Genomic DNA, 18,877 nt, shown 5'->3' with positions numbered 1-18,877 from the left:
CTGGTAGGTGGCCCGCGAATCAGCGGGATCGCCCGTGCCGCACTTGCGCAAGAACCCGCGCAACCCCGGCACGCAGCATGGTGAATGGAGCACAATCTTGGCTGTGAACACACAGGATCCCTACGCGCCGGATCAGGACGATGTGGATCCTCAGGAAACCGCAGAATGGCGTGAGTCACTCGACGCAGTAGTCGATGAGCGTGGCCCCGCCCGTGGCCGCGAGATCATGACGAGCATGCTTGCGCGCTCGCGTGAGCTGCGCCTCGGCGTGCCGATGGTTCCGACCACCGACTACGTCAACACAATCGCGGCGGGCGACGAAGCGCCGTTCCCCGGCAACGAGGAGCTTGAGCGCCGCTACCGCTCATGGATTCGCTGGAACGCTGCGGTCACAGTGCACCGCGCACAGCGCCCCGGCATTGGCGTCGGCGGCCACATCTCGACTTACGCGTCGGCGGCGTCGCTGTACGAGGTCGGATTTAACCACTTCTTCCGCGGGCAGGATCACCCCGGCGGCGGCGACCAGATCTTCATTCAGGGCCACGCCTCCCCCGGCATCTACGCGCGCGCGTTCCTCGAAGGGCGCCTGTCTGAAAAGGATCTCGACGGGTTCCGTCAAGAGAAGTCGCACGAGGGTCACGCTCTGCCGAGCTACCCGCACCCGCGCAGCCTGCCCGACTTCTGGCAGTTCCCCACCGTATCGATGGGCCTCGGCCCCATCAACGCGATCTACCAGGCGCAGCTGAACCGCTACCTGACGAACCGCGGCATCAAGGACGCCTCAGACCAGCACGTCTGGGCATTCCTCGGCGACGGCGAAATGGACGAGGTCGAGAGCCGCGGCCAGCTGCAGGTCGCAGCCAACGAGGGCCTCGACAACCTCACCTTCGTGATCAACTGCAACCTGCAGCGTCTCGACGGCCCCGTGCGCGGCAACGGCAAGATCATTCAGGAGCTCGAGAGCTACTTCCGTGGCGCAGGCTGGAACGTCATCAAGGTGGTGTGGGGCCGCGAGTGGGACGACCTGCTCGAGCGCGACACCGAGGGTGCGCTGCTGAACGTCATGAACACCACGCCCGACGGTGACTACCAGACCTACAAGGCTGAGAGTGGCGGCTACATTCGCGACAACTTCTTTGGCAAGGACGAGCGCGCCGCTCGCCTCGTCGAAGACATGACCGATGACGAGATCTGGCAGCTGCGCCGCGGCGGCCACGACTACCGCAAGGTCTACGCCGCGTACGCCGAGGCGCTCGCCCACAAGGGTCGCCCCACCGTTATTCTCGCGAAGACGGTCAAGGGCTACGGCCTCGGCCCCCACTTCGAGGGGCGCAACGCGACGCACCAGATGAAGAAGATGACGCTTGAAGACCTCAAGCTCTTCCGCGACACCATGCACATCCCCATCACCGATGAGCAGCTCGAGGCAGATCCGTACCAGCCGCCGTACTACCACCCAGGTAACGACGATCCGGCCATCCAGTACATGTTCGAGCGTCGTCGCGCGCTGGGCGGCTACGTGCCCGAGCGTCGCAGCACGCACAAGGAGCTCACCCTCCCCGAGCCCAAGTCTTACGCCATCGCGGCGAAGGGCACGGGCACGCAGGAGGCCGCGACCACGATGGTGTTCGTGCGCATGCTCAAGGACCTGATGCGCGATAAGGGCTTCGGCCCTCGCTTCGTGCCGATCGTTCCCGACGAGGCACGCACGTTCGGCATGGATGCGTACTTCCCCTCGTCGAAGATCTACAACCCGCACGGTCAGAACTACGCGTCGGTTGACCGTGAGCTGCTGCTCGCCTACAAGGAGAGCCCGCAGGGCGTCATGCTGCACGTGGGCATCAACGAGGCTGGCGCTACGGCCGCGTTTACCGCGGTCGGCACCTCGTACTCGACGCAGGGTGAGCCGCTCATTCCCATCTACATCTTCTACTCGATGTTTGGGTTCCAGCGCACCGGCGACGCCTTCTGGGCTGCCGGCGATCAGATGGCGCGCGGCTTCATCATCGGCGCCACCGCCGGCCGCACCACGCTCACCGGCGAGGGCCTGCAGCACGCTGACGGCCACTCGCTCGTGCTCGCGAACACGAACCCCGCGGTCGTCTCGTATGACCCGGCCTACGGCTACGAGATCGGTCACATCGTGCGATCCGGCATCGAGCGCATGTACGGCGGAATCCACCCGGATCCCAACGTCATGTACTACATGACCGTGTACAACGAGCCGATCGTGCACCCGGCAGAGCCCGAGGGCACCGACGTTGAGGGCATCGTGCGCGGTATGCACCGTGTGCAGGCGGGCGAAGCTGACGGCGTGAAGGCGCAGATTCTCGCCTCGGGCGTGGCTGTTCCCTGGGCTCGCGAGGCCGCAGAAATCCTGGCCCGCGACTGGGGCGTTAGCGCCGATGTGTGGAGCGTGACGAGCTGGTCAGAGCTGCGCCGCGACGGCGTCGACGCAGAGAAGCACAACTTCTTGCACCTCGATGAGACCCCGCGCGTACCCTATGTCACGCAGCGCCTGCAGGGCTTTGAAGGCCCCGTTGTGGCCGTCAGCGACTGGTCGACCGAGGTTCCCGACCAGATTCGCCAGTTCGTGCCCGGTGACTACTCGGTGCTCGGCGCAGACGGCTTTGGCTTCTCTGACACGCGCGCTGCCGCTCGCCGCTTCTTCCACATCGACCGCGAGTCGGTCGTGGTGAAGGTGCTGCAGCGCCTCGCTGCGCAGGGCAAGATCGCGGCCGACGTGCCGCGTCGCGCCGCCGCGCAGTACCGCCTGCTCGAGGTCAACGCCGGTACGACCGGCGGTGCGGGCGGGGACGCGTAACACACACCTATGGAGGGCACGAAGGAGCAAGAGCTCGCCTGGCTGCGCAGCATCACAGGCGAGCTCTCCACCCGCACGATCACTCGGCTCGACGACACGCTGCCGTGGTACGGCAACATGCCGCCGAGCCGGCGGTCGGCCGTCGGCCTCGTCGCGCAGACGGGTATCTCCTCGTTCATTCAGTGGTACGAGGATCCGACATCTACGCCGTGGATCGCGTCTGACGTGTTCAGCGCGGCCCCGCGTGAGCTGCTGCGCTCGATCAGTCTGCAAGAAACTCTGCAGCTGATCCGCGTCGTCGTTTCGGTTGTTGAGGAGCGGGTGGCCCCGCGCAGCGAGGCGTTGCGCGAGGCCGTGCTGCACTACTCGCGCGATGTCGCTTTCGCGGCCGCCGACGTCTACGCGCGCGCCGCCGAGGCGCGCGGCCTCTGGGACGAGCGCCTCGAGGCGCTCGTCGTCGACTCGATTCTCACGGGTGAAAGCGACGACGAACTTCCCAGCCGGATCGCGGCGCTCGGCTGGCACGGCGACGGCGAGGTGGCGGTGCTCGTGGGCACGGCCGAGCGCGTCGTCGACGTCGATCAGCTGCGCCGCAACGCCCGGCACGCGGGTGCCGACGCACTCATTGGGCTGCAGGGCACCCGGCTGGTGCTGGTGCTCGGCCGCGTTGACCCGGCAAGGCTCCCCCAGCACCAGCAGGGCGCGGCTGCAGAAGAGCTCAGCTTCATCGAGATCTCGTCTCGCCTGGCGAGCGGCTTCTCAGACGGCCCCCTGGTGCTGGGCCCCACCGTCGACAACCTGATAGATGCTTCTCGGAGCGCCCGCGCCGCCCTGGCCGGGGTGGCCGTGGCACGGTCGTGGCGCCACGCCCCGCGGCCCGTGAACGCAGACGACCTACTCCCCGAACGCGCGCTCGCGGGCGACGGGCTCGCCCGGCGCACGCTCATTGAACAGATCTACGAGCCGCTGCAGGCGCACTCGACCGAGTTGCTTGAGACGCTGTGGTGTTATCTCGACAACGGCCGTTCGCTCGAGGCCACCGCGCGTGAGCTGTTTGTGCACCCCAACACGGTGCGCTACCGGCTCAAGAAGGTGTCTGAAGTGATTGGTTGGAACGCGACCGGCGCCCGTGAAGCACTGATCTTGCAGTCGGCATTGATTGCGGGTTCCATCGCGCAGCACGGACCGAAACGCCCCACGACACCCAAGAAATGAAGCTATTCCACAATGAATTCCCGAATTTATGGTGGGTTATATGCAGTCATTCCGGTCTCCATCTGAGAAACTGTAAAGCGTGATTGTTATCGCCTGCCCGGGTCAGGGCTCACAGACCCCCGGTTTCTTGAACGAGTGGCTTGCCCTCGACGGTGCCAGAGAGTTTATTGCTGAGGCGTCAGAACGCTCAGGCGTAGACCTCGCTACGCACGGCACCGTGAGTGACGCTGACACGATCAAAGACACCGCCGTCGCGCAGCCGCTCATTGTGGCCGCGAGCCTGCTCGCTTGGCGCGAGCTTGAGGCACGCACCTCGCTCGCTGGCGCAGGCGTCGCGGGTCACTCCGTCGGCGAGTACGCCGCGGCCGCGGCCGCTGGCGTATTGACCCCGGGCGACGCCCTGTCGCTCGTAGGCACCCGCGGCCGCGCAATGGCCGAGGCGGCCGGGCGCGAACGCACCGGCATGGCCGCCGTCGTCGGCGGCGTCGAGGCCGACGTCTTGGCCAAGATCGAGGCGCACGGCCTCACCCCCGCCAACCGTAACGGTGGCGGGCAAACGGTCGCGGCGGGCGCGCCCGAGGCGCTTGCCGCGCTCGCTGAAGACGCCCCGCGTGGCGCACGCGTCATTCCGCTGCAGGTCGCGGGCGCCTTCCACACGAACTACATGGCGTCTGCGGTCCCCACGCTGCAGCAGGCAGCGGCGGGCGTGAGCGTCAATGATCCGGATCGCCCGCTGTGGACCAATGCTGACGGCACGCGTGTCGCTTCGGGCGCGAAGTTTCTTGAGCTGCTCGTGTCGCAGATTGCGCACCCGGTGCGCTGGGACGCGTGCATGGCGAGCTTCCAGGAGGCCGGTATTACCGGACTCATCGAGCTTGCCCCCGCGGGCGCACTCACGGGCATCGCCAAGCGTGCACTCAAGGGCGTGCCCACCGTGGCAGTGAAGACTCCAGCCGACCTCGATGCCGCGATCGCGCTGATCGCCGACACGGCCAACTAAGGCCGACCGAAAGGACTCCCATGGCCCCCCTCGTGCAGCCGACAGGCCCCGCTCACACCCGCATCCTCTCGATAGGTGCGGCACGCGGTGACGTTGACGTGCCCAACGACGACATCGTCGGCCCGATCGACTCCTCAGATGAGTGGATCAGGCAGCGCACCGGCATCATTCAGCGCCGCCGCGCGAGCGAGCACGTGGGAGCGGTCGACCTTGCCGTTGCCGCGGGCGAAGAAGCGATCATCAAGTCGGGCCTCGACCGCAGCGACATTGATGGCGTCATCATTTCGACCATCTCGAACGTCGCGGTCACGCCGTCGATGGCCGCTCTCGCAGCGCACCGACTCGGTCTCACCCCCGCGGCAGCCTTCGACATCTCGGCCGCGTGCGCCGGGTACGTGTACGCCGTGGGGCAGGCCGACGCGCTCGTGCGCGCCGGCAACTGCAAGAACGTGCTCGTCATCGGCGCAGAGAAGCTCTCTGACATCATTGACCCGACCGACCGCAGCATCTCATTCTTGCTCGCAGATGGCGCCGGAGCCGTCATCGTGGGCGCGAGCGACCACACCGGCATCGGCCCCACCGTGTGGGGCTCAGACGGCGAGAAGTGGGACACGATTCGCGTGACCTCGACGTTCCAGGAGTACCGCGAGAACCCCACCGAGGTGGCGTGGCCGACGCTGCGTCAAGACGGCCAGACCGTGTTTCGTTGGGCGGTGTGGGAGATGGCAAAGGTCGCTCGCCGCACGCTCGAGGAATCAGGGATCAAGCCAGAAGAGCTCGCCGCGTTTGTGCCCCACCAGGCCAACCTGCGTATCATCGATGAGTTCGCGAAGCAGCTGAAGCTGCCCGAGTCGGTCATCGTGGCCCGCGACATCGAGATGCAGGGCAACACGTCTGCCGCCTCGATTCCGCTCGCGCTGCACGCGCTGCGCGAGGAGCACCCCGAGCTGTCGGGCGGTCTCGCCCTGACCATCGGTTTTGGTGCTGGCCTCGTGTTTGGCGCGCAGGTCGTCGAGATCCCCTAAACTTTTACAGCCACAACCCATATTCAAGGAGAAACAACAATGGCATTCAGCAACGAAGAGGTCCTCGCAGGCCTGGCCGAGCTCATCAACGACGAGACTGGCATCGCCGCAGACGTTGTCGCACCGGGCAAGTCGTTCACCGATGACCTCGACATCGACTCGATCTCGATGATGACCATCGTCGTCAACGCAGAAGAGAAGTTCGACGTCAAGATCCCCGATGAAGAGGTCAAGAACCTGAAGACCGTCGGCGACGCCGTCGACTTCATCGTGAAGGCTCAGGCCTAAGCGTTTTCCTGGCGGGGCGCGATAGCGCCCCGCCCCCAAAACTTTTCACCTACGTGGAGCACTCACACATGACGAAGAAGATTGTCGTTACCGGCATCGGCGCATCGAGCCCCATTGGCGGCACCGCATCCGAAAGCTGGGACGCACTCCTCGCCGGAGCCTCCGGAGCCGCCACCCTCGACAACGACTGGACCGAACAGTACGACCTCTCGGTCGCGTTCGCCGCTAAAGCGAAGGTGCAGCCGGGCGAGGTTCTCGCCCGCCCCGTCGCGAAGCGCCTTGATCCTTCAAGCCAGTTTGCGCTTGTCGCGGCGATGGAGGCGTTTGCCGATGCGGGAAGCCCCGAGCTGCCGCACGAGCGCCTTGGCGTCGATTGGGCAACCGGAATTGGCGGCCTGTGGTCGCTGCTTGACGCGTGGGACACCCTGCGTGAGAAGGGCCCGCGCCGCGTTCTGCCGTTGACCGTGCCCATGCTCATGCCCAACGCCCCCTCGGCCGCCGTGTCGATGCACTTTGAGGCTCGCGCCTACGCGCGCACCGTAGCCTCGGCGTGCGCGTCGAGCACCGAGGCGATCGTGAACGCCTACGAGCACCTGCAGGCCGGCTACGCCGACGTGGTTATCGCGGGCGGGTCTGAGGCGGCGATTCACCCGATCACGCTCGCATCGTTCAACTCGATGCAGGCCCTGTCAAAGCGCAACGATGACCCTGCGACCGCATCGCGCCCGTACGACGTGAGCCGCGACGGTTTCGTCATGGGTGAGGGCGCTGCGGCGCTCGTGCTCGAGACCGAAGAGCACGCGCTCGCGCGCGGCGCTCGCATTTACGCCGAGATCGCGGGCGGCGGCGTAACCGCTGACTCGTACCACATCACCGCCCCCGAGCCCGAGGGCAAGGGAGCCAGCCGCGCAGTTGAGCTTGCGCTCGAACAGGCCGGCGCGACCGCTGCCGACGTGACGCACATCAACGCGCACGCGACATCGACCCCCGTGGGCGATATCGCCGAGTACACGGCGCTCAAGCGCGTCTTCGGTGATCGCGTACACGAGATTCCCGTGTCTGCGACGAAGGCGGCCACCGGTCACCTGCTCGGTGGCACCGGCGCGCTCGAGGCAATGTTCACCGTGCTCGCGGTGCGAAACCGCGTCGCTCCCCCCACAATCAACCTCACCGAGCAGGATCCCGAGATCCCACTGCAGGTGTCGGGCGAGGCACAGGCGCTGGGCGATGCCCCGCAGCTGGCGATCTCGAACTCGTTTGGGTTTGGCGGCCACAACGCGGTTCTCGCGGTACGCTCCTACAACTAATTCTCGTGCTTTGCGCCGCGGCCGCGGCACCCCTGACCCGCGCGGGTTACGGTGTGTTGCGGCCGCGGCGTCTTGCGTGAGCGACTCGCGCTGTCACACGATACGGTAACTATTATGAAGCCCTTTCTGCTCATCACCACGCGCGGTGAAGACACTGAGGCCGCAGATGAGCACGCGGCATACTGCCGTCTCACTGGCCTGCTGCCTGAGGACCTTGAATGGCGCCGGATCGAGTCGGGCCCGCTCGGCCCCATCGACTTCTCGGCGTATTCAGGCATTATTCTCGCGGGCAGCCCCTTCACGGTGAGTGAACCCGATGAGCTGAAATCGCCGACTGAACGGCGGGTTGAGCAGGAGCTTGCGCAGCTGCTCACCGAGGTCGTGCGACGCGACTTTCCGTTTCTGGGGGTCTGCTACGGGATCGGCACGATTGGTGCGCACCAGGGGGCGCGCGTCGATCGCACCTACGGTGAAAGCTCGCAGGCCGCGCGCATCACACTCACTGACGCGGGTCTCATCGACCCGCTGCTGCACCAGTTGCCCGCCACATTTGACGCGTTCGTGGGGCACAAAGAAGCGATCACCGAGGTGCCCGACACGATCACCGTGTTGGCGAGTTCTCCCACCTGCCCCGTGCAGGCGTTTCGTGTGGGAGACAACGTGTATGCCACCCAGTTTCACCCCGAGCTCGATACCGCATCGTTCACGTCACGGGTGCGCGCGTACGCGCACCACGGCTACTTTGAACCGAGCGAGGTAGACACGATTGTCGCGGGCGCCGAACGCGCCGATGTGCGCGCGTCACACATGGTGCTGGGCCGATTCGTTGAAGAATACATTTCTTCTGGCGACCGCTAGGGGACCACATCAGTAGGCTGATTCGTCATCCTGCGCGAGCGTAGCGAGTCGCAGGATCCACAGTTGATTCTGCGACTACGCGCAGAATGACACAGGCCCCGCTGGCGACCGCTAGGGACGCAGGGGCTCTACCAGGGCGAGCTCAACAGTAAGATTGATCGGCTCGCCAGCGCGCTCAGGCCGACACTCCCAAACTCCCCCGCGCTCAGCATCAACGCCGGGCTATCGCCGACCCAGGCCGCCAGCGCCAGTACGCACGCTCCGCCGAGCAAGATCCAGCCGCACATCGCCAGCCCCACCGAGACTGATCGCCGCAGCATGGCCTGGCCGCTCGCCGTCACAGGCTTGAGCAGGCAGACGAGCGAGAAGGCCAAGGCTCCCAGCGCGACTCCCCCGAATACGTCGCTTGGCCTGTGCCACCCAAACGCGAGCAGCTGCCACCCCACGGCGCCCAACAGCGCCGTGCTGCCGAGTGCCACAATCGCCCTACCGCGGGCCGGCACCGCCCAGATGAGGCCCGCCATGAGCGCCATAAACACGGTCATGTGCCCGCTCGGAAACGTGTTGGGCAGGTCGAGTTCAAAGAGCGCGGGCCTGGTGAGCAGCTGCTGTTTGAGCAGCTGCGACGCGATGATCGCACAGGCGGGAACGACGGTCACCACGATCGCCCGGCGCACGCCGTGTACTGCGAGGGCGATGACGCCCACGACAATCAGCGCTACCGCGACCGAGGGAATCGACACCAGGTTGAGCGGTGGCGGCGGGCTCGTCGTAAACTCGGCCGCGTCGAGCACGCTCTCCTCAGCCCGTTGACCGAGCTCGTTGCGCACTCCGAGCACGTACGAGCCGACGCCCAGCGCGGCCCAGAAGATCGTGAACCACAGCGCCCGCCGGCGCCCCCTCACCCTTTGCACGGCGTCGCTCACTGCCCCGCGGCGGCTACGACAGCGGGAGCTGCCGCACGGGCCTGTGCGTCGCCCGTGCGCACCGCCCACAGGGCGAGCGCCGCCGCTGTGGCGACGTTCAACGAGTCGACGCCGTGCTCCATCGGAATCACGACCGAGCGTGCCGCCGAGGCGAGTGCCCTGCGGCTGAGCCCGGGCCCCTCGGTGCCAAACATGAGGGCCAGGCGATCCGGAATATCACCAACAAACTCAGCAAGGTCTTGGGCGTCGTCACGCAGCGCGAACGCGGTGAGCTCGTAACCCTCCTCGCGAAACATCGGGCCCGCTTCGCGCCAGTCTGGCAGCCGCGCCCACGGCACCTGCAGCACCGCCCCCATGCTCACGCGCACCGCGCGGCGGTAGAGCGGGTCTGCGCAGCCGGGCGACAGTAGCACGGCATCGACTCCGAGAGCCGCGGCAGACCGAAACACGGCGCCCACGTTCGTGTGATCGGCAAGGTCCTCGAGCACGACGACGCGCCGTGACGCGCGCAGCAGCTCCACCGGGTCGAGCGGTGTCGGCCGGTGCATCGATGCGAGCGCACCGCGGTGCATGTTGAACCCGGTCAGCTGCTCGAGCTGTTCAGAGGTGCCAACGTACACGGGCACGTCGGGGTAAGCCGCGAGCACCGGCTCCATCTGTTCAAGCCACACCTCGGCGAGTAGCACCGCCCGAGGCCGGTGCCCCACGCGCAGCGCACGCTCAATCACCTTGGGTGATTCGGCGAGGTAGAGACCCTCGGCGGGCTCGCGCACCCGCCGCATCGCCACGTCGGTGAGACCCGTGAAATCGGTCAGCTCGGGAGCGTGGATGTCGGTGATGCGAATGATGTTCACGCTGTTACTTCTTCCGTCAAATGCCAGATCACAAACGCTACCGCGTCCTCGACCGCTTCATAGTGCACCAGGTGGCCCGTGCCGGGAATAATGCGCAGCGTCGCCTCGGGAATGCGTCGCTGCAGTTCGAGCTGCTTGGCGAGCGGCGTGATGTCGTCACGGTCACCCGCCACGATGAGCGTCGGCATGGTGTACACCCGCGCGTCTTCAATGACGGTGTGCGACACCGACGCGCGAAACGCGTCAAGTAGCGTCGCGGCATCGGCGAACCGGCTGAAATAGGCGCCGTGTTGCCCGTGAATCCACGCGCGCAGTTCGCGGTCGCGGGTCTTCGCCATGACTTCGCTCATGCCGCGCACGATCGCAGGGTTGCCCAGCAGTGCGCGGGCACCGCGCTCGGGCAGCATCTCGGCCAGCTTGTAGTAGCCAATGGCGAGCTGCGTGAGGAGCGCCTGCGGCCCTTCGAGCGCGGGCGCAGAAATCGGGTTGATCAGGATCGCGCGCACGGGGTCGAGTCCTCCCTTGATGGCGGCTGTCACGACGAGCGACCCAAAGGAGTGCCCTAGGATCGCGAACCCTGTGGGTGCTGTGGCCGCTGCGAATGCGCGCAGCCACTCACCGTAGAGTGCAATGTCGTGCGTGCGGCCGCCGATCGCGGGCGAAGCACCAAAGCCGGGCAGATCAGGCACGATGATGCGCAGCTCGGGCCGCGCCGCAGCAAGCGAACGCGCTATGCCTTCGAGCCCGTGGTGATCGCCGCGAAACCCGTGCACCATGATGAGGGCCGGGCCTTCGGCGCTGCCGTACTGCCAGGCCTTCGTGGGCGCGCCGAGCACCTCCACGGTCAGATGCTGCGCGGTGTCACTCACTCCCCCATCGTAGCGAGCAGCCCTGGCAGGGTTCTGGGCTGGCCGCCCCAAAGCTCTTGGCCGGGCGTGTCGGTGGCGGCCGATAGCATCGACATAACGAAAGGAACTGACGTGACCAAAACACTTCCCCTCTGGGCCACGCACCTTGCCGTCTTTGACACAGAGACCACGGGCGTTGACACCTCTCAGGCGCGCATCGTGAGCGCCGCCATTGCGCTCCTCGGGCCAGCGGGCGAGGTGCTCGAGCGCTATGACTGGCTTATCGACCCGGGTGTGCCCATTCCCGACGCCGCGGCGAACGTGCACGGCATCACGACCGAAGTCGCGCGCGCCAGCGGCATGGATGCGGCCGTCGGTGTCGCCCAAATCGTCTCGCAGCTGCGCGAAATGCTCGACCGCGGCTACCCCGTTGTCGCCTATAACGCGCCGTTCGACCTGACCCTGCTCGCCGCTGAGGCCGCCAGGCACGGGGTCACCTGGCTCGAGCAGGTCACGCCCGTGCTCGATCCGCTGCTGCTCGATAAGCAGTTTGACCGCTACCGCAAGGGCAAGCGCACCCTCGAGGTCGTAGCGGCTCACTACGGTGTCGACCTTGGTCAGGCGCACGACGCAGGCGAAGATGCTATTGCGGCCGGCCGCGTGCTGCAGCAGATCGCTCTCAAGTACGCCGATGTCGCACCGCCCGAGCTCGACGAGTTGCACGCCGCGCAGGTGGGCTGGTCTGCAGCGCAGGCCGAAAACTTTCAGGCCTACATGCGCCGCGCGCGCGACCCACAGTTTGTCGCCGACGGGCGCTGGCCGCTGCGGGCCTAGCTCGCACGCGGGTACCCGGGCTCGCGGCTGGGCTCGCACCCGGGCCCCCGGGCTCGCGGGCTTAGCTCGCGGGCCCGTCCGCGTGCTGAACTGCTTTCGCGCATAGCAAAGCGGGGCCGGATCCCAAGGATCCGGCCCCGCTTTGTACGCAGCAGCTGGTTAGGCGCCGAAGCCCTTGAAGCGCTGGTTGAACTTCTCGACGCGGCCGGCCGAGTCCATGATGCGCTGCTTGCCCGTGTAGAAGGGGTGCGATGCGCTCGAGATCTCGACGTCGATGACGGGGTAGGTCACGCCATCAAGCTCGATGGTCTTTGCGCTCGACAGGGTCGAACGGGTGAGGAACGTCTCTCCCGATGCGAGGTCGCGGAAAACGATTGCGTTGTACTCGGGGTGAATCTCGGTCTTCATGAGTGTTCCTTTAAGTTGTTTGCCTGGATGGGAGCGTGTAACAGCACGCTCCGAGGTCTTGGGATGGCGCGGATTACCGCACAGCGATCTAGTTTAGCAGACGTTCGCCAGCGTCGTGCTAGCCACGTGCGGTCGCCGCATAGCGCCCGTTCGTCTCGGTGAGCGCGAGCGGCAAACCAAACGTCGCTTCGAGGTTTTCTGCGGTGAGGGTCGTGCTGATGGGCCCTGCCGCCTGAATGTGGCCGTCGCGCACCATGAGCACGTGCGTGAACCCGGGCGGAATCTCTTCGACGTGGTGGGTGACCATGATCATGGCCGGGGCATACGGCGACTGTGCGAAGCTCGACAGGATCTCGATGAGGCGCTCGCGCGCGCCCAGGTCGAGGCTCGCGCTGGGCTCGTCGAGCAGCAGCAGCTCGGGGTCGGTCATCACGGCCCGGGCGATCATGGCACGCTTGCGCTCGCCATCGCTGAGGGTGCCAAACGCGCTGTCTGCGAACGCCGAGAGGTTCCACTCTGCGAGCACGCGATCGGCCTGCTCAATATCGATCTCGTCGTATTGCTCACGCCAGCGGCCCTCAACCGAGTAGGCGGCGGTGAGCACGACGTTGCGCACGGTCTCCTGCGGCGGAATGCGTCGCGCCGAGGCAGAAGACACGAAGCCGATGCGCGTGCGCAGCTCAAACACGTCCACCTTGCCGAGGCGTTCGTCGAGCACGTCGACGGTGCCGCGTGTCGCGAAATCCTGTGTCGTGGCGAGCTTCATGAGCGTCGTCTTGCCCGCCCCGTTCGGGCCGAGCACCACCCAGCGCTCTGAATCCTCGACCGCCCAACTGACGTTGTCGAGAATCGGGCGTTGGTTTCGCACGTATGAGACATCAGTGAAGCGCAGCACATTGGTCATGAACTACAGCCTAACGACTTCGCGCGCGGGCGCCGGCATGGCACGCTGCATAGACTGGAGTCATGACCGTTGCTCCCCTTGTTGTGCTTGATTGTGATTCGACGACCATTCAGGATGAGGTGATCGAACTCATCGCCGACGCGGCGGGCAGCCGCGAGGCGGTCGCCGAGGTGACCGAGCGTGCCATGCGTGGCGAGCTCGACTTCGCCGAGAGCCTGCGCGAGCGCGTGGCGACACTCGCGGGCACACCCGAATCGGTGTTCGCCGACACCTACGCTCGCGTGCGCCTCACCCCGGGCATCACCGAGCTCATCGCCGAGGTGCACCGCCGCGGCGGCAAAGTGGGCGTCGTCTCGGGCGGATTTCACGAGGTGCTCGACCCGCTCGCGAAAGATCTAGGGCTCGATTTTTGGCGCGCTAACAGGCTCGAAGTGGTCGACGGCCAGCTGACAGGCCGCACCGTCGGCCCGATCATCGACGCCACCGCCAAAGCCGAAGCGCTGCAGGAGTGGGCCGCATCGAGCGGCCTCCCGCTGTCAGCTTCTGTCGCGATCGGCGACGGCGCCAACGATCTCGAGATGATGAAGGTGGCGGCCCTCGGGGTGTCGTTTAACGGCAAGCCCGTCGTCGTAGAGCGCGCCGACGAGGCGATCGAGGCCGATCTGTCGCGCGCGATCCCGCTGCTCGACCGCCTGAGCTAACACGCACGAAGCTGCCTCGCTCAGCTCCGCGCCACACATACGAAGCGCCGCTGGCGTCTTGATCCGGATCGAGATGCCAGCGGCGCTTCGTGCTGTGTGCGCTTAGTGCGTTGGGAGTTAGTGCCCCATGCCGAGGCCGCCGTCGACCGGGATCACGGCGCCCGAAATGTAGCCGGCGTCATCGCCCGCGAGGAACGATGCCGCGCCCGCGATCTCGGCCACCTGGCCGAACCTGGCGGCGGGGATCGAGGCGCGGTACTGCTCTTGCTGTGCCTCGGGCAGAGCCGCGGTCATGTCAGTCTCGATGAACCCGGGAGCGATCACATTGGCGGTGATGTTGCGTGCGCCGAGCTCGCGGGTGAGCGAGCGGGCGAAGCCTACAAGCGCGGCCTTCGAGGACGAGTAGTTGATCTGACCGGGTGAGCCGTAGAGCCCCACGACGCTCGAGATCAGAATGACACGCCCGAAGCGGCCCTTCAAAAGCCCCTTCGCCGCGCGCTTCACGACGCGGAAGGTGCCCGTGAGGTTCGTGTCGATGACGCTCGTGAAGTCCTCCTCGGTCATGCGCAGCAGCAGCGTGTCTTTCGTGATGCCGGCGTTGGCCACGACGACCTCAACCGGGCCGTACTCGGCCTCGACCTGCGAGAAGGCCGCGTCGATTGATGCCGCGTCCCCCATGTCTGCGCGCACGGTGAGTGAGCCCGAGGGGCCTTCGCCCGAACGAGCGGTTACGGCTACGCGGTGGCCGTCGGCGAGCATGCGCTCTGCGATGGCATAGCCGATGCCTCGGTTGCCACCCGTAACGAGAACGGTGCGCGATGTAGTCATGAAGGTCCCTCCGTAGGTGAAAGTCTCGCTCTAGCTTATGCGACCGTCATCGCTGCACCCGATATGGGCAGCGTGGAGTATGAGCCGGGCTTGGGTGAGGTCTCAGCCGAACAAAGTAAGCTGGGGTGGTTGAAGAGGGAGCGCATGAGTCAGGAATATCGCGTCACATCGGCGGGTGTGAGTGCGGCAGAGGACCGGTCGCACCGCATGCGCATGTACTTCATTGCCATGGCGCTGCGCGTGGTGTGCGTGGTCTCGCTTTTTTGGGTGCACGGCTGGTGGATCATCATTCCCGCCGTCGGCACGGTCGTGCTGCCTTGGTTTGCTGTGATGGTGGGTAATGCCGTCGCGCAGGGCACGCGCGAGGAGTTTGACGCGGCCGAACCCCTCGAGATTCGCGCTCCCGTCGAGCCCGAGGCGGCTCCCGAGCCCGAATTGATCGTGCTCGACGTCGAACCCACACGGCGCAGGGACCGCCCCGCGCCTGCTGCTGGAGCAGAGACGGCGGCTACGCCTGTCGCTGAGTCGGAGCCAGAACCTGAGCCTGAGTCGGAACCCGAGTCAGAGCCTGAGTCTGAGTCTGAGTCAGAGTCAGAGTCAGCGTCTGACGCCGAGGGCGCAGCGTGAGCGGCGTGATCTCCCCCGGTGTACTCGGCGGGGCCGCCGCCCAACGCTTCGAGTGCTCTCGCGCGGGCTGCCGCGACGAAGCAGCCTTTGCGCTGCTGTGGCGCAACCCCAAGATTCACGCGATTGACCGCCGCAAAACCTGGCTCGCCTGCGAGCCACACCTCGAGTACCTGCGCGAGTTTCTTGCCGCGCGCGACTTTCCGCTCGAGGTACGCACCATTGAGGAGCTTGATGACTGACACGCAGACCGCCCAGGCCCAAGGCCCTGGCGTGGAGGCCAGCGCACAGCCTGGCTGGAGCTTCTTGCGTTCTCGCCGCTGGGCGGGCTACTTTGCGATGTTTCTCGTGTTCTCAATTGCATGCGTGTGGCTCGGCAATTGGCAGTTCGATCGCCGCGCCCAGGCGCGCGCCGAGATCGCTCGCATCGACGCGAATTACGGGGCACCTGCTGTCGAGCTGGCCACGGAACTCCCCGACCCTGCAGTGTTTGATGAGAGCGTGCAAAAGTGGCGCACTGTGCGCGTGACGGGCGAGTATGCGGGTGACCCCGTGCTTGCGCGCAACCGTCCAGGGCCCGGCGGCGTCGGCTCCGACCTCATTCAGGGGCTACGAACCACCGACGGTCGCGTGTTCTATGTCAGCCGTGGCTGGGTGCCCGTCAATGGCAACGAGGCCGAGGCCGACAACTTTGACACAGCACAGCTCCCCGCGGCCCCCACCGGGCCCGTGACGGTCGAGACACGACTACGCGCTTCCGAACCCGAAATCACGGGCCGCTCGGCGGGCGAGCGCACGGTAGCGAGCATCGATGTGCCCGCGATCGCGCAGGTAACCGGCGTTGACGGTGAGACCTATCTTGGCGCCTACGGCATGCTCATCACCGAGACGAGCAGTGCCGCGACGGGCAGTGCAGATACGGGAACTGCCGAGCACGGCGTGCTGCCCGCGAAGCCCGAGCGCGACGAGGGGCCGCACCTGTCGTACGCGCTGCAGTGGTACATCTTCATCTTGATCGCGGCGATCGGTGTTGGGTACGCCGCCCGCCACGAGTACCGCGCACTCAACGCTGGCAGCGATGTGGTGCGCGAGCAAGATCGCCGCTCCGCCCTGCGCAAGAAGCGTCGGGGCCCCAGCGATAACGATGAAGAAGACGCGCTGCTCGGAGAGTAGTTACACACCCTCACGAAAATGCCCCGTGCATATGCCATCAGCACATGCACGATACACACGAAGCCCTCACTCTCGCACAGAGACTGAGGGCTTCGGCGTTTAGTGAGCGCCTGTAACGACCAGCCCGTGTGCCCCAACGTCTCGTTACGATAGCTCGATGAGCTCGAGGAAGTCCTTTGACCAGTGGCCCTCGGTAGCCTCCGGCATGATCGACACGCGCTCGGGGCTGAGCGCTTCGACCGCGCCGTGGTCGTGCGACACCAGCACCACAGCGTCGGTGAAGTGCGCCAGCGCATCGAGAATCTCTTCGCGGCTCGCGGGGCCGAGGTTGTTCGTCGGCTCATCAAGCAGTAGCACGTTGGCACTCGAGACCACGAGCATCGCGAGCGCGAGACAGACTTTCTCGCTGCCCAACAGCACGCCCGCTTGCTTCAACACGTCGTCACCGGTGAACACGAACGAGCCGAGTACGCGGTGCCAGAACAAGAGTGCTTCGGTCGGCTCGACACCGATGGCCTCCTTATCGGGAAATGCCCTTCTGATAAGCTGAGTGGCAGGATTGTGGAAGCTTAGGTCGGAGAAGTTAAGTCACGATGGTCACTTCAAAAAATTTTGCACTCTTGACCGTTAGTGGGCTGCTAGTTTTGGCATCCACTTCTTGCAGCTTCTCTGCGCTTCCAATCCCTGATATGGCCCCCCAAAGCGAATCTGAAAGCAACATAGCACCTGAACCTGCTGACACGACGGACGCTAGTCTTTGTGAGTCCGCCACTGCAGAGTCGATCGAGCTTTTTAGAGCGGCACTAGACCGGGCAGACAGGGCATCTACCCAATCCGAAGTCGATGCTTTCGCTGCTGCGGTACCGGAACTTTTTGGGCAGATCGGAAGGAGTGCCGGAGAAAAGTGCGGCACAGAGGGCAAAGGGGCCATTTATTCCGAGTTGATTGTCTGGCTTTCTGCGGAGGCAGGTGTTCGAGCGGCGAATAGTGCGGCTTTTGCGGAGGGAGCATTGCAAAGTCTCTGCGCAGCTGATGTAGAACTCACTGCTGCAGCAAATCTGGCCTGTATTTAGTAGCCGCATGCTGGGCTTCGGCTGCGCCGTACCAGCACAGCGGAAACCACAGTAAAGAGTTGGCCCGTTCCGCGGCCTGGCAAGGCGCGACCCGAACATTTTATGCGGACCCGTGACATGTTGCCTTGCCCTGCTTCTCAGGGACAGCGTGAATAAGTATTGGGCGGCATGCCCGGTCATCTGCTCGATCAGCATGAGTGAGTCATGCACCTGCTGCCCATAAGATCGGGCCTCCCCGGCCGCGGCGTCGACGAGGGACACTGTGCGGCACCGGTTGAACAGGTATTGCGTCCGACGGCTGAACCGGGCACTCCATGTGATCGCGGTGCCCCGGGCACGGTGTGACGAGGCTACGCGTGCGTACGTGGAGCAGAGGCATGGTGAAGGGCTGACGCTAAAGGAAGTGCGCCGCTGGTTGAAGCAGCATATTGCACGTCAAGCATTTCGCTGCAGCTGCCCCTCAAATAGCGAGTTGACATACGTCGAAGAATCAGAATCCAACTTCAAGTCCCCACCTCATGCAGGAGATCAGCACTCGTGCAGGAGATCAGCACTCGTGCAGGACCAAAACCCTGATTCAGTCCTGCATAAATGCTGATCTCCTGCAAGAGCGAAAAATCGGACCTGACTCGTGCCACTTTTTAGATTTTCCTACATCATTTGATAAGAAATTGTTGATTTGATGCGGTGCTGGTACGTGTGCGACCGCACCACAACGAGGGGCTTGTTCACCCACTGACTCGCGATGTGACGCTCCGCGCCACAACTGCGAAAACCATCTTTGGCCGGTGCTCGTTACTAGATGAGCTGTCTGCCGGCATTCAAACGGCACGAACCAGGTCACACACAGGAGCCAAGACATCGTGCGGCCAAAAGTGGGTGTTATCAGCCCTGATAACACCCACTTTTGGCCGCACGCCCTCATTTGCCAGAGGAATCGATCTTTGGTGCAACGGATGTGGGAAAAGACTCATTCGCCTGGGATGTTGCCCCAAAGCTTCGACATGTGCACTGCACGCCAGCACTAAGTGGCACGAGTCAGCAGGACCAAAACCCTGATTCAGTCCTGCATAAACGCTGATCTCCTGCAAGAGCGAAAATCGGGCGTTGGGTCGTGGATCCTGCGACTCCTTCGTCGCGCAGGACGACGAAGGAGACGCGCAGGACGACGAAGGAGACGCGCAGGA

18 protein-coding genes and 1 pseudogene are annotated in these 18,877 nt (G+C 65.1%); 12 read left to right on the top strand and 7 right to left on the bottom strand.

Features of this window, described 5'->3' with window-relative positions:
* Positions 1-97 precede the first annotated feature (97 nt).
* The 7 genes from aceE (at position 98) to ACXR2W_RS01815 (ending at position 8,517) form a co-directional block, all read left to right on the top strand.
* Entirely contained in the window at positions 98-2,824 is a 2,727-nt protein-coding gene (aceE, locus tag ACXR2W_RS01845; protein WP_458812701.1) for a pyruvate dehydrogenase (acetyl-transferring), homodimeric type, read from the top strand.
* A gap of 9 nt (positions 2,825-2,833) precedes the next feature.
* Positions 2,834-4,039 (top strand): PucR family transcriptional regulator, encoded by a 1,206-nt coding sequence (locus ACXR2W_RS01840; RefSeq protein ID WP_458812699.1) that lies wholly within the window; start codon positions 2,834-2,836, stop codon positions 4,037-4,039.
* 79 nt (positions 4,040-4,118) lie between these two features.
* Positions 4,119-5,039, top strand: coding sequence for an ACP S-malonyltransferase (locus ACXR2W_RS01835; RefSeq protein WP_458812697.1), 921 nt, complete (start codon positions 4,119-4,121; stop codon positions 5,037-5,039).
* Between the two features lie 20 nt (positions 5,040-5,059).
* Positions 5,060-6,064, top strand: coding sequence for a beta-ketoacyl-ACP synthase III (locus tag ACXR2W_RS01830; protein WP_458812695.1), 1,005 nt, complete (start codon positions 5,060-5,062; stop codon positions 6,062-6,064).
* Between the two features lie 39 nt (positions 6,065-6,103).
* Positions 6,104-6,352: an acyl carrier protein gene (locus ACXR2W_RS01825; RefSeq protein ID WP_458812693.1), complete on the top strand. Its 249-nt coding sequence runs from the start codon at positions 6,104-6,106 to the stop codon at positions 6,350-6,352.
* Positions 6,353-6,420: 68 nt separating this feature from the next.
* On the top strand, positions 6,421-7,659 hold the full coding sequence (locus ACXR2W_RS01820; protein WP_458812691.1) for a beta-ketoacyl-[acyl-carrier-protein] synthase family protein: 1,239 nt from the start codon (positions 6,421-6,423) through the stop codon (positions 7,657-7,659).
* Between the two features lie 114 nt (positions 7,660-7,773).
* Positions 7,774-8,517, top strand: a complete 744-nt coding sequence (locus tag ACXR2W_RS01815; protein ID WP_458812689.1) for a glutamine amidotransferase — start codon at positions 7,774-7,776, stop codon at positions 8,515-8,517.
* Positions 8,518-8,645: 128 nt separating this feature from the next.
* Here the strand turns inward: ACXR2W_RS01815 and ACXR2W_RS01810 are convergent, their stop codons facing one another.
* The 3 genes from ACXR2W_RS01810 to ACXR2W_RS01800 are packed head-to-tail and all read right to left on the bottom strand — an operon-like array spanning position 8,646 to position 11,166.
* Positions 8,646-9,431 (bottom strand): phosphatase PAP2 family protein, encoded by a 786-nt coding sequence (locus ACXR2W_RS01810; protein WP_458812687.1) that lies wholly within the window; start codon positions 9,429-9,431, stop codon positions 8,646-8,648.
* A gap of 8 nt (positions 9,432-9,439) precedes the next feature.
* Positions 9,440-10,297, bottom strand: a complete 858-nt coding sequence (locus ACXR2W_RS01805) for a TrmH family RNA methyltransferase (protein WP_458812685.1) — start codon at positions 10,295-10,297, stop codon at positions 9,440-9,442.
* Positions 10,294-11,166, bottom strand: coding sequence for an alpha/beta fold hydrolase (locus ACXR2W_RS01800; protein ID WP_458812683.1), 873 nt, complete (start codon positions 11,164-11,166; stop codon positions 10,294-10,296). The genes ACXR2W_RS01805 and ACXR2W_RS01800 overlap by 4 nt, the downstream gene beginning before the upstream one ends.
* 111 nt (positions 11,167-11,277) lie before the next feature.
* Here ACXR2W_RS01800 and ACXR2W_RS01795 point away from each other — a divergent pair, with 111 nt between their 5' ends.
* Complete coding sequence (locus ACXR2W_RS01795; protein ID WP_458812681.1) at positions 11,278-11,979, top strand: exonuclease domain-containing protein; 702 nt, start codon at positions 11,278-11,280, stop codon at positions 11,977-11,979.
* Positions 11,980-12,138: 159 nt separating this feature from the next.
* On the opposite strand, the gene ACXR2W_RS01790 is transcribed toward ACXR2W_RS01795, so the two are convergent.
* Both ACXR2W_RS01790 and ACXR2W_RS01785 read right to left on the bottom strand, forming a co-directional pair.
* Positions 12,139-12,387, bottom strand: a complete 249-nt coding sequence (locus ACXR2W_RS01790; protein WP_458812679.1) for a type B 50S ribosomal protein L31 — start codon at positions 12,385-12,387, stop codon at positions 12,139-12,141.
* Between the two features lie 118 nt (positions 12,388-12,505).
* Positions 12,506-13,291: an ABC transporter ATP-binding protein gene (locus ACXR2W_RS01785; RefSeq protein WP_458812677.1), complete on the bottom strand. Its 786-nt coding sequence runs from the start codon at positions 13,289-13,291 to the stop codon at positions 12,506-12,508.
* Positions 13,292-13,353: 62 nt separating this feature from the next.
* Between ACXR2W_RS01785 and serB the strand changes: the two genes are divergently transcribed.
* Entirely contained in the window at positions 13,354-13,992 is a 639-nt protein-coding gene (gene serB, locus ACXR2W_RS01780; protein ID WP_458812675.1) for a phosphoserine phosphatase SerB, read from the top strand.
* Positions 13,993-14,109: 117 nt separating this feature from the next.
* Here serB and fabG read toward each other — a convergent pair whose 3' ends face one another.
* A complete protein-coding gene (gene fabG / locus ACXR2W_RS01775; RefSeq protein ID WP_458812673.1) occupies positions 14,110-14,820 on the bottom strand; it encodes a 3-oxoacyl-ACP reductase FabG in 711 nt (236 codons plus the stop codon).
* Positions 14,821-14,964: 144 nt separating this feature from the next.
* Here fabG and ACXR2W_RS01770 point away from each other — a divergent pair, with 144 nt between their 5' ends.
* The 3 genes from ACXR2W_RS01770 to ACXR2W_RS01760 are packed head-to-tail and all read left to right on the top strand — an operon-like array spanning position 14,965 to position 16,617.
* Positions 14,965-15,447, top strand: coding sequence for a DUF3099 domain-containing protein (locus tag ACXR2W_RS01770; protein WP_458812671.1), 483 nt, complete (start codon positions 14,965-14,967; stop codon positions 15,445-15,447).
* A complete protein-coding gene (locus tag ACXR2W_RS01765; protein ID WP_458812669.1) occupies positions 15,444-15,686 on the top strand; it encodes a hypothetical protein in 243 nt (80 codons plus the stop codon). Before ACXR2W_RS01770 ends, ACXR2W_RS01765 begins: the two co-directional genes overlap by 4 nt.
* Positions 15,679-16,617, top strand: a complete 939-nt coding sequence (locus tag ACXR2W_RS01760) for an SURF1 family cytochrome oxidase biogenesis protein (RefSeq protein WP_458812667.1) — start codon at positions 15,679-15,681, stop codon at positions 16,615-16,617. Before ACXR2W_RS01765 ends, ACXR2W_RS01760 begins: the two co-directional genes overlap by 8 nt.
* A gap of 144 nt (positions 16,618-16,761) precedes the next feature.
* On the opposite strand, the pseudogene ACXR2W_RS01755 reads toward ACXR2W_RS01760, so the two are convergent.
* Positions 16,762-17,091: pseudogene (locus ACXR2W_RS01755) on the bottom strand (ABC transporter ATP-binding protein); the annotation flags it as partial.
* Positions 17,092-18,877 lie beyond the last annotated feature (1,786 nt).

The sequence above is a fragment of the Leucobacter faecis genome (genome assembly GCF_054456695.2).
Note: the sequence above shows the minus strand (reverse complement) of the source record. Positions and strands in the feature narration are given on the sequence as shown.

What these genes read in the sequence shown, in the direction of transcription:
- ACXR2W_RS01840 (WP_458812699.1), top strand. Translation starts at nt 2,834, where the DNA reads ATGGAGGGCACGAAGGAGCAAGAGCTCGCCTGGCTGCGCAGCATCACA.
- ACXR2W_RS01830 (WP_458812695.1), top strand. Translation starts at nt 5,060, where the DNA reads ATGGCCCCCCTCGTGCAGCCGACAGGCCCCGCTCACACCCGCATCCTC.
- ACXR2W_RS01825 (WP_458812693.1), top strand. Translation starts at nt 6,104, where the DNA reads ATGGCATTCAGCAACGAAGAGGTCCTCGCAGGCCTGGCCGAGCTCATC.
- ACXR2W_RS01820 (WP_458812691.1), top strand. Translation starts at nt 6,421, where the DNA reads ATGACGAAGAAGATTGTCGTTACCGGCATCGGCGCATCGAGCCCCATT.
- ACXR2W_RS01815 (WP_458812689.1), top strand. Translation starts at nt 7,774, where the DNA reads ATGAAGCCCTTTCTGCTCATCACCACGCGCGGTGAAGACACTGAGGCC.
- ACXR2W_RS01790 (WP_458812679.1), bottom strand. Translation starts at nt 12,387, where the DNA reads ATGAAGACCGAGATTCACCCCGAGTACAACGCAATCGTTTTCCGCGAC.
- ACXR2W_RS01785 (WP_458812677.1), bottom strand. Translation starts at nt 13,291, where the DNA reads ATGACCAATGTGCTGCGCTTCACTGATGTCTCATACGTGCGAAACCAA.
- serB (WP_458812675.1), top strand. Translation starts at nt 13,354, where the DNA reads ATGACCGTTGCTCCCCTTGTTGTGCTTGATTGTGATTCGACGACCATT.
- fabG (WP_458812673.1), bottom strand. Translation starts at nt 14,820, where the DNA reads ATGACTACATCGCGCACCGTTCTCGTTACGGGTGGCAACCGAGGCATC.
- ACXR2W_RS01770 (WP_458812671.1), top strand. Translation starts at nt 14,965, where the DNA reads ATGAGTCAGGAATATCGCGTCACATCGGCGGGTGTGAGTGCGGCAGAG.
- ACXR2W_RS01760 (WP_458812667.1), top strand. Translation starts at nt 15,679, where the DNA reads ATGACTGACACGCAGACCGCCCAGGCCCAAGGCCCTGGCGTGGAGGCC.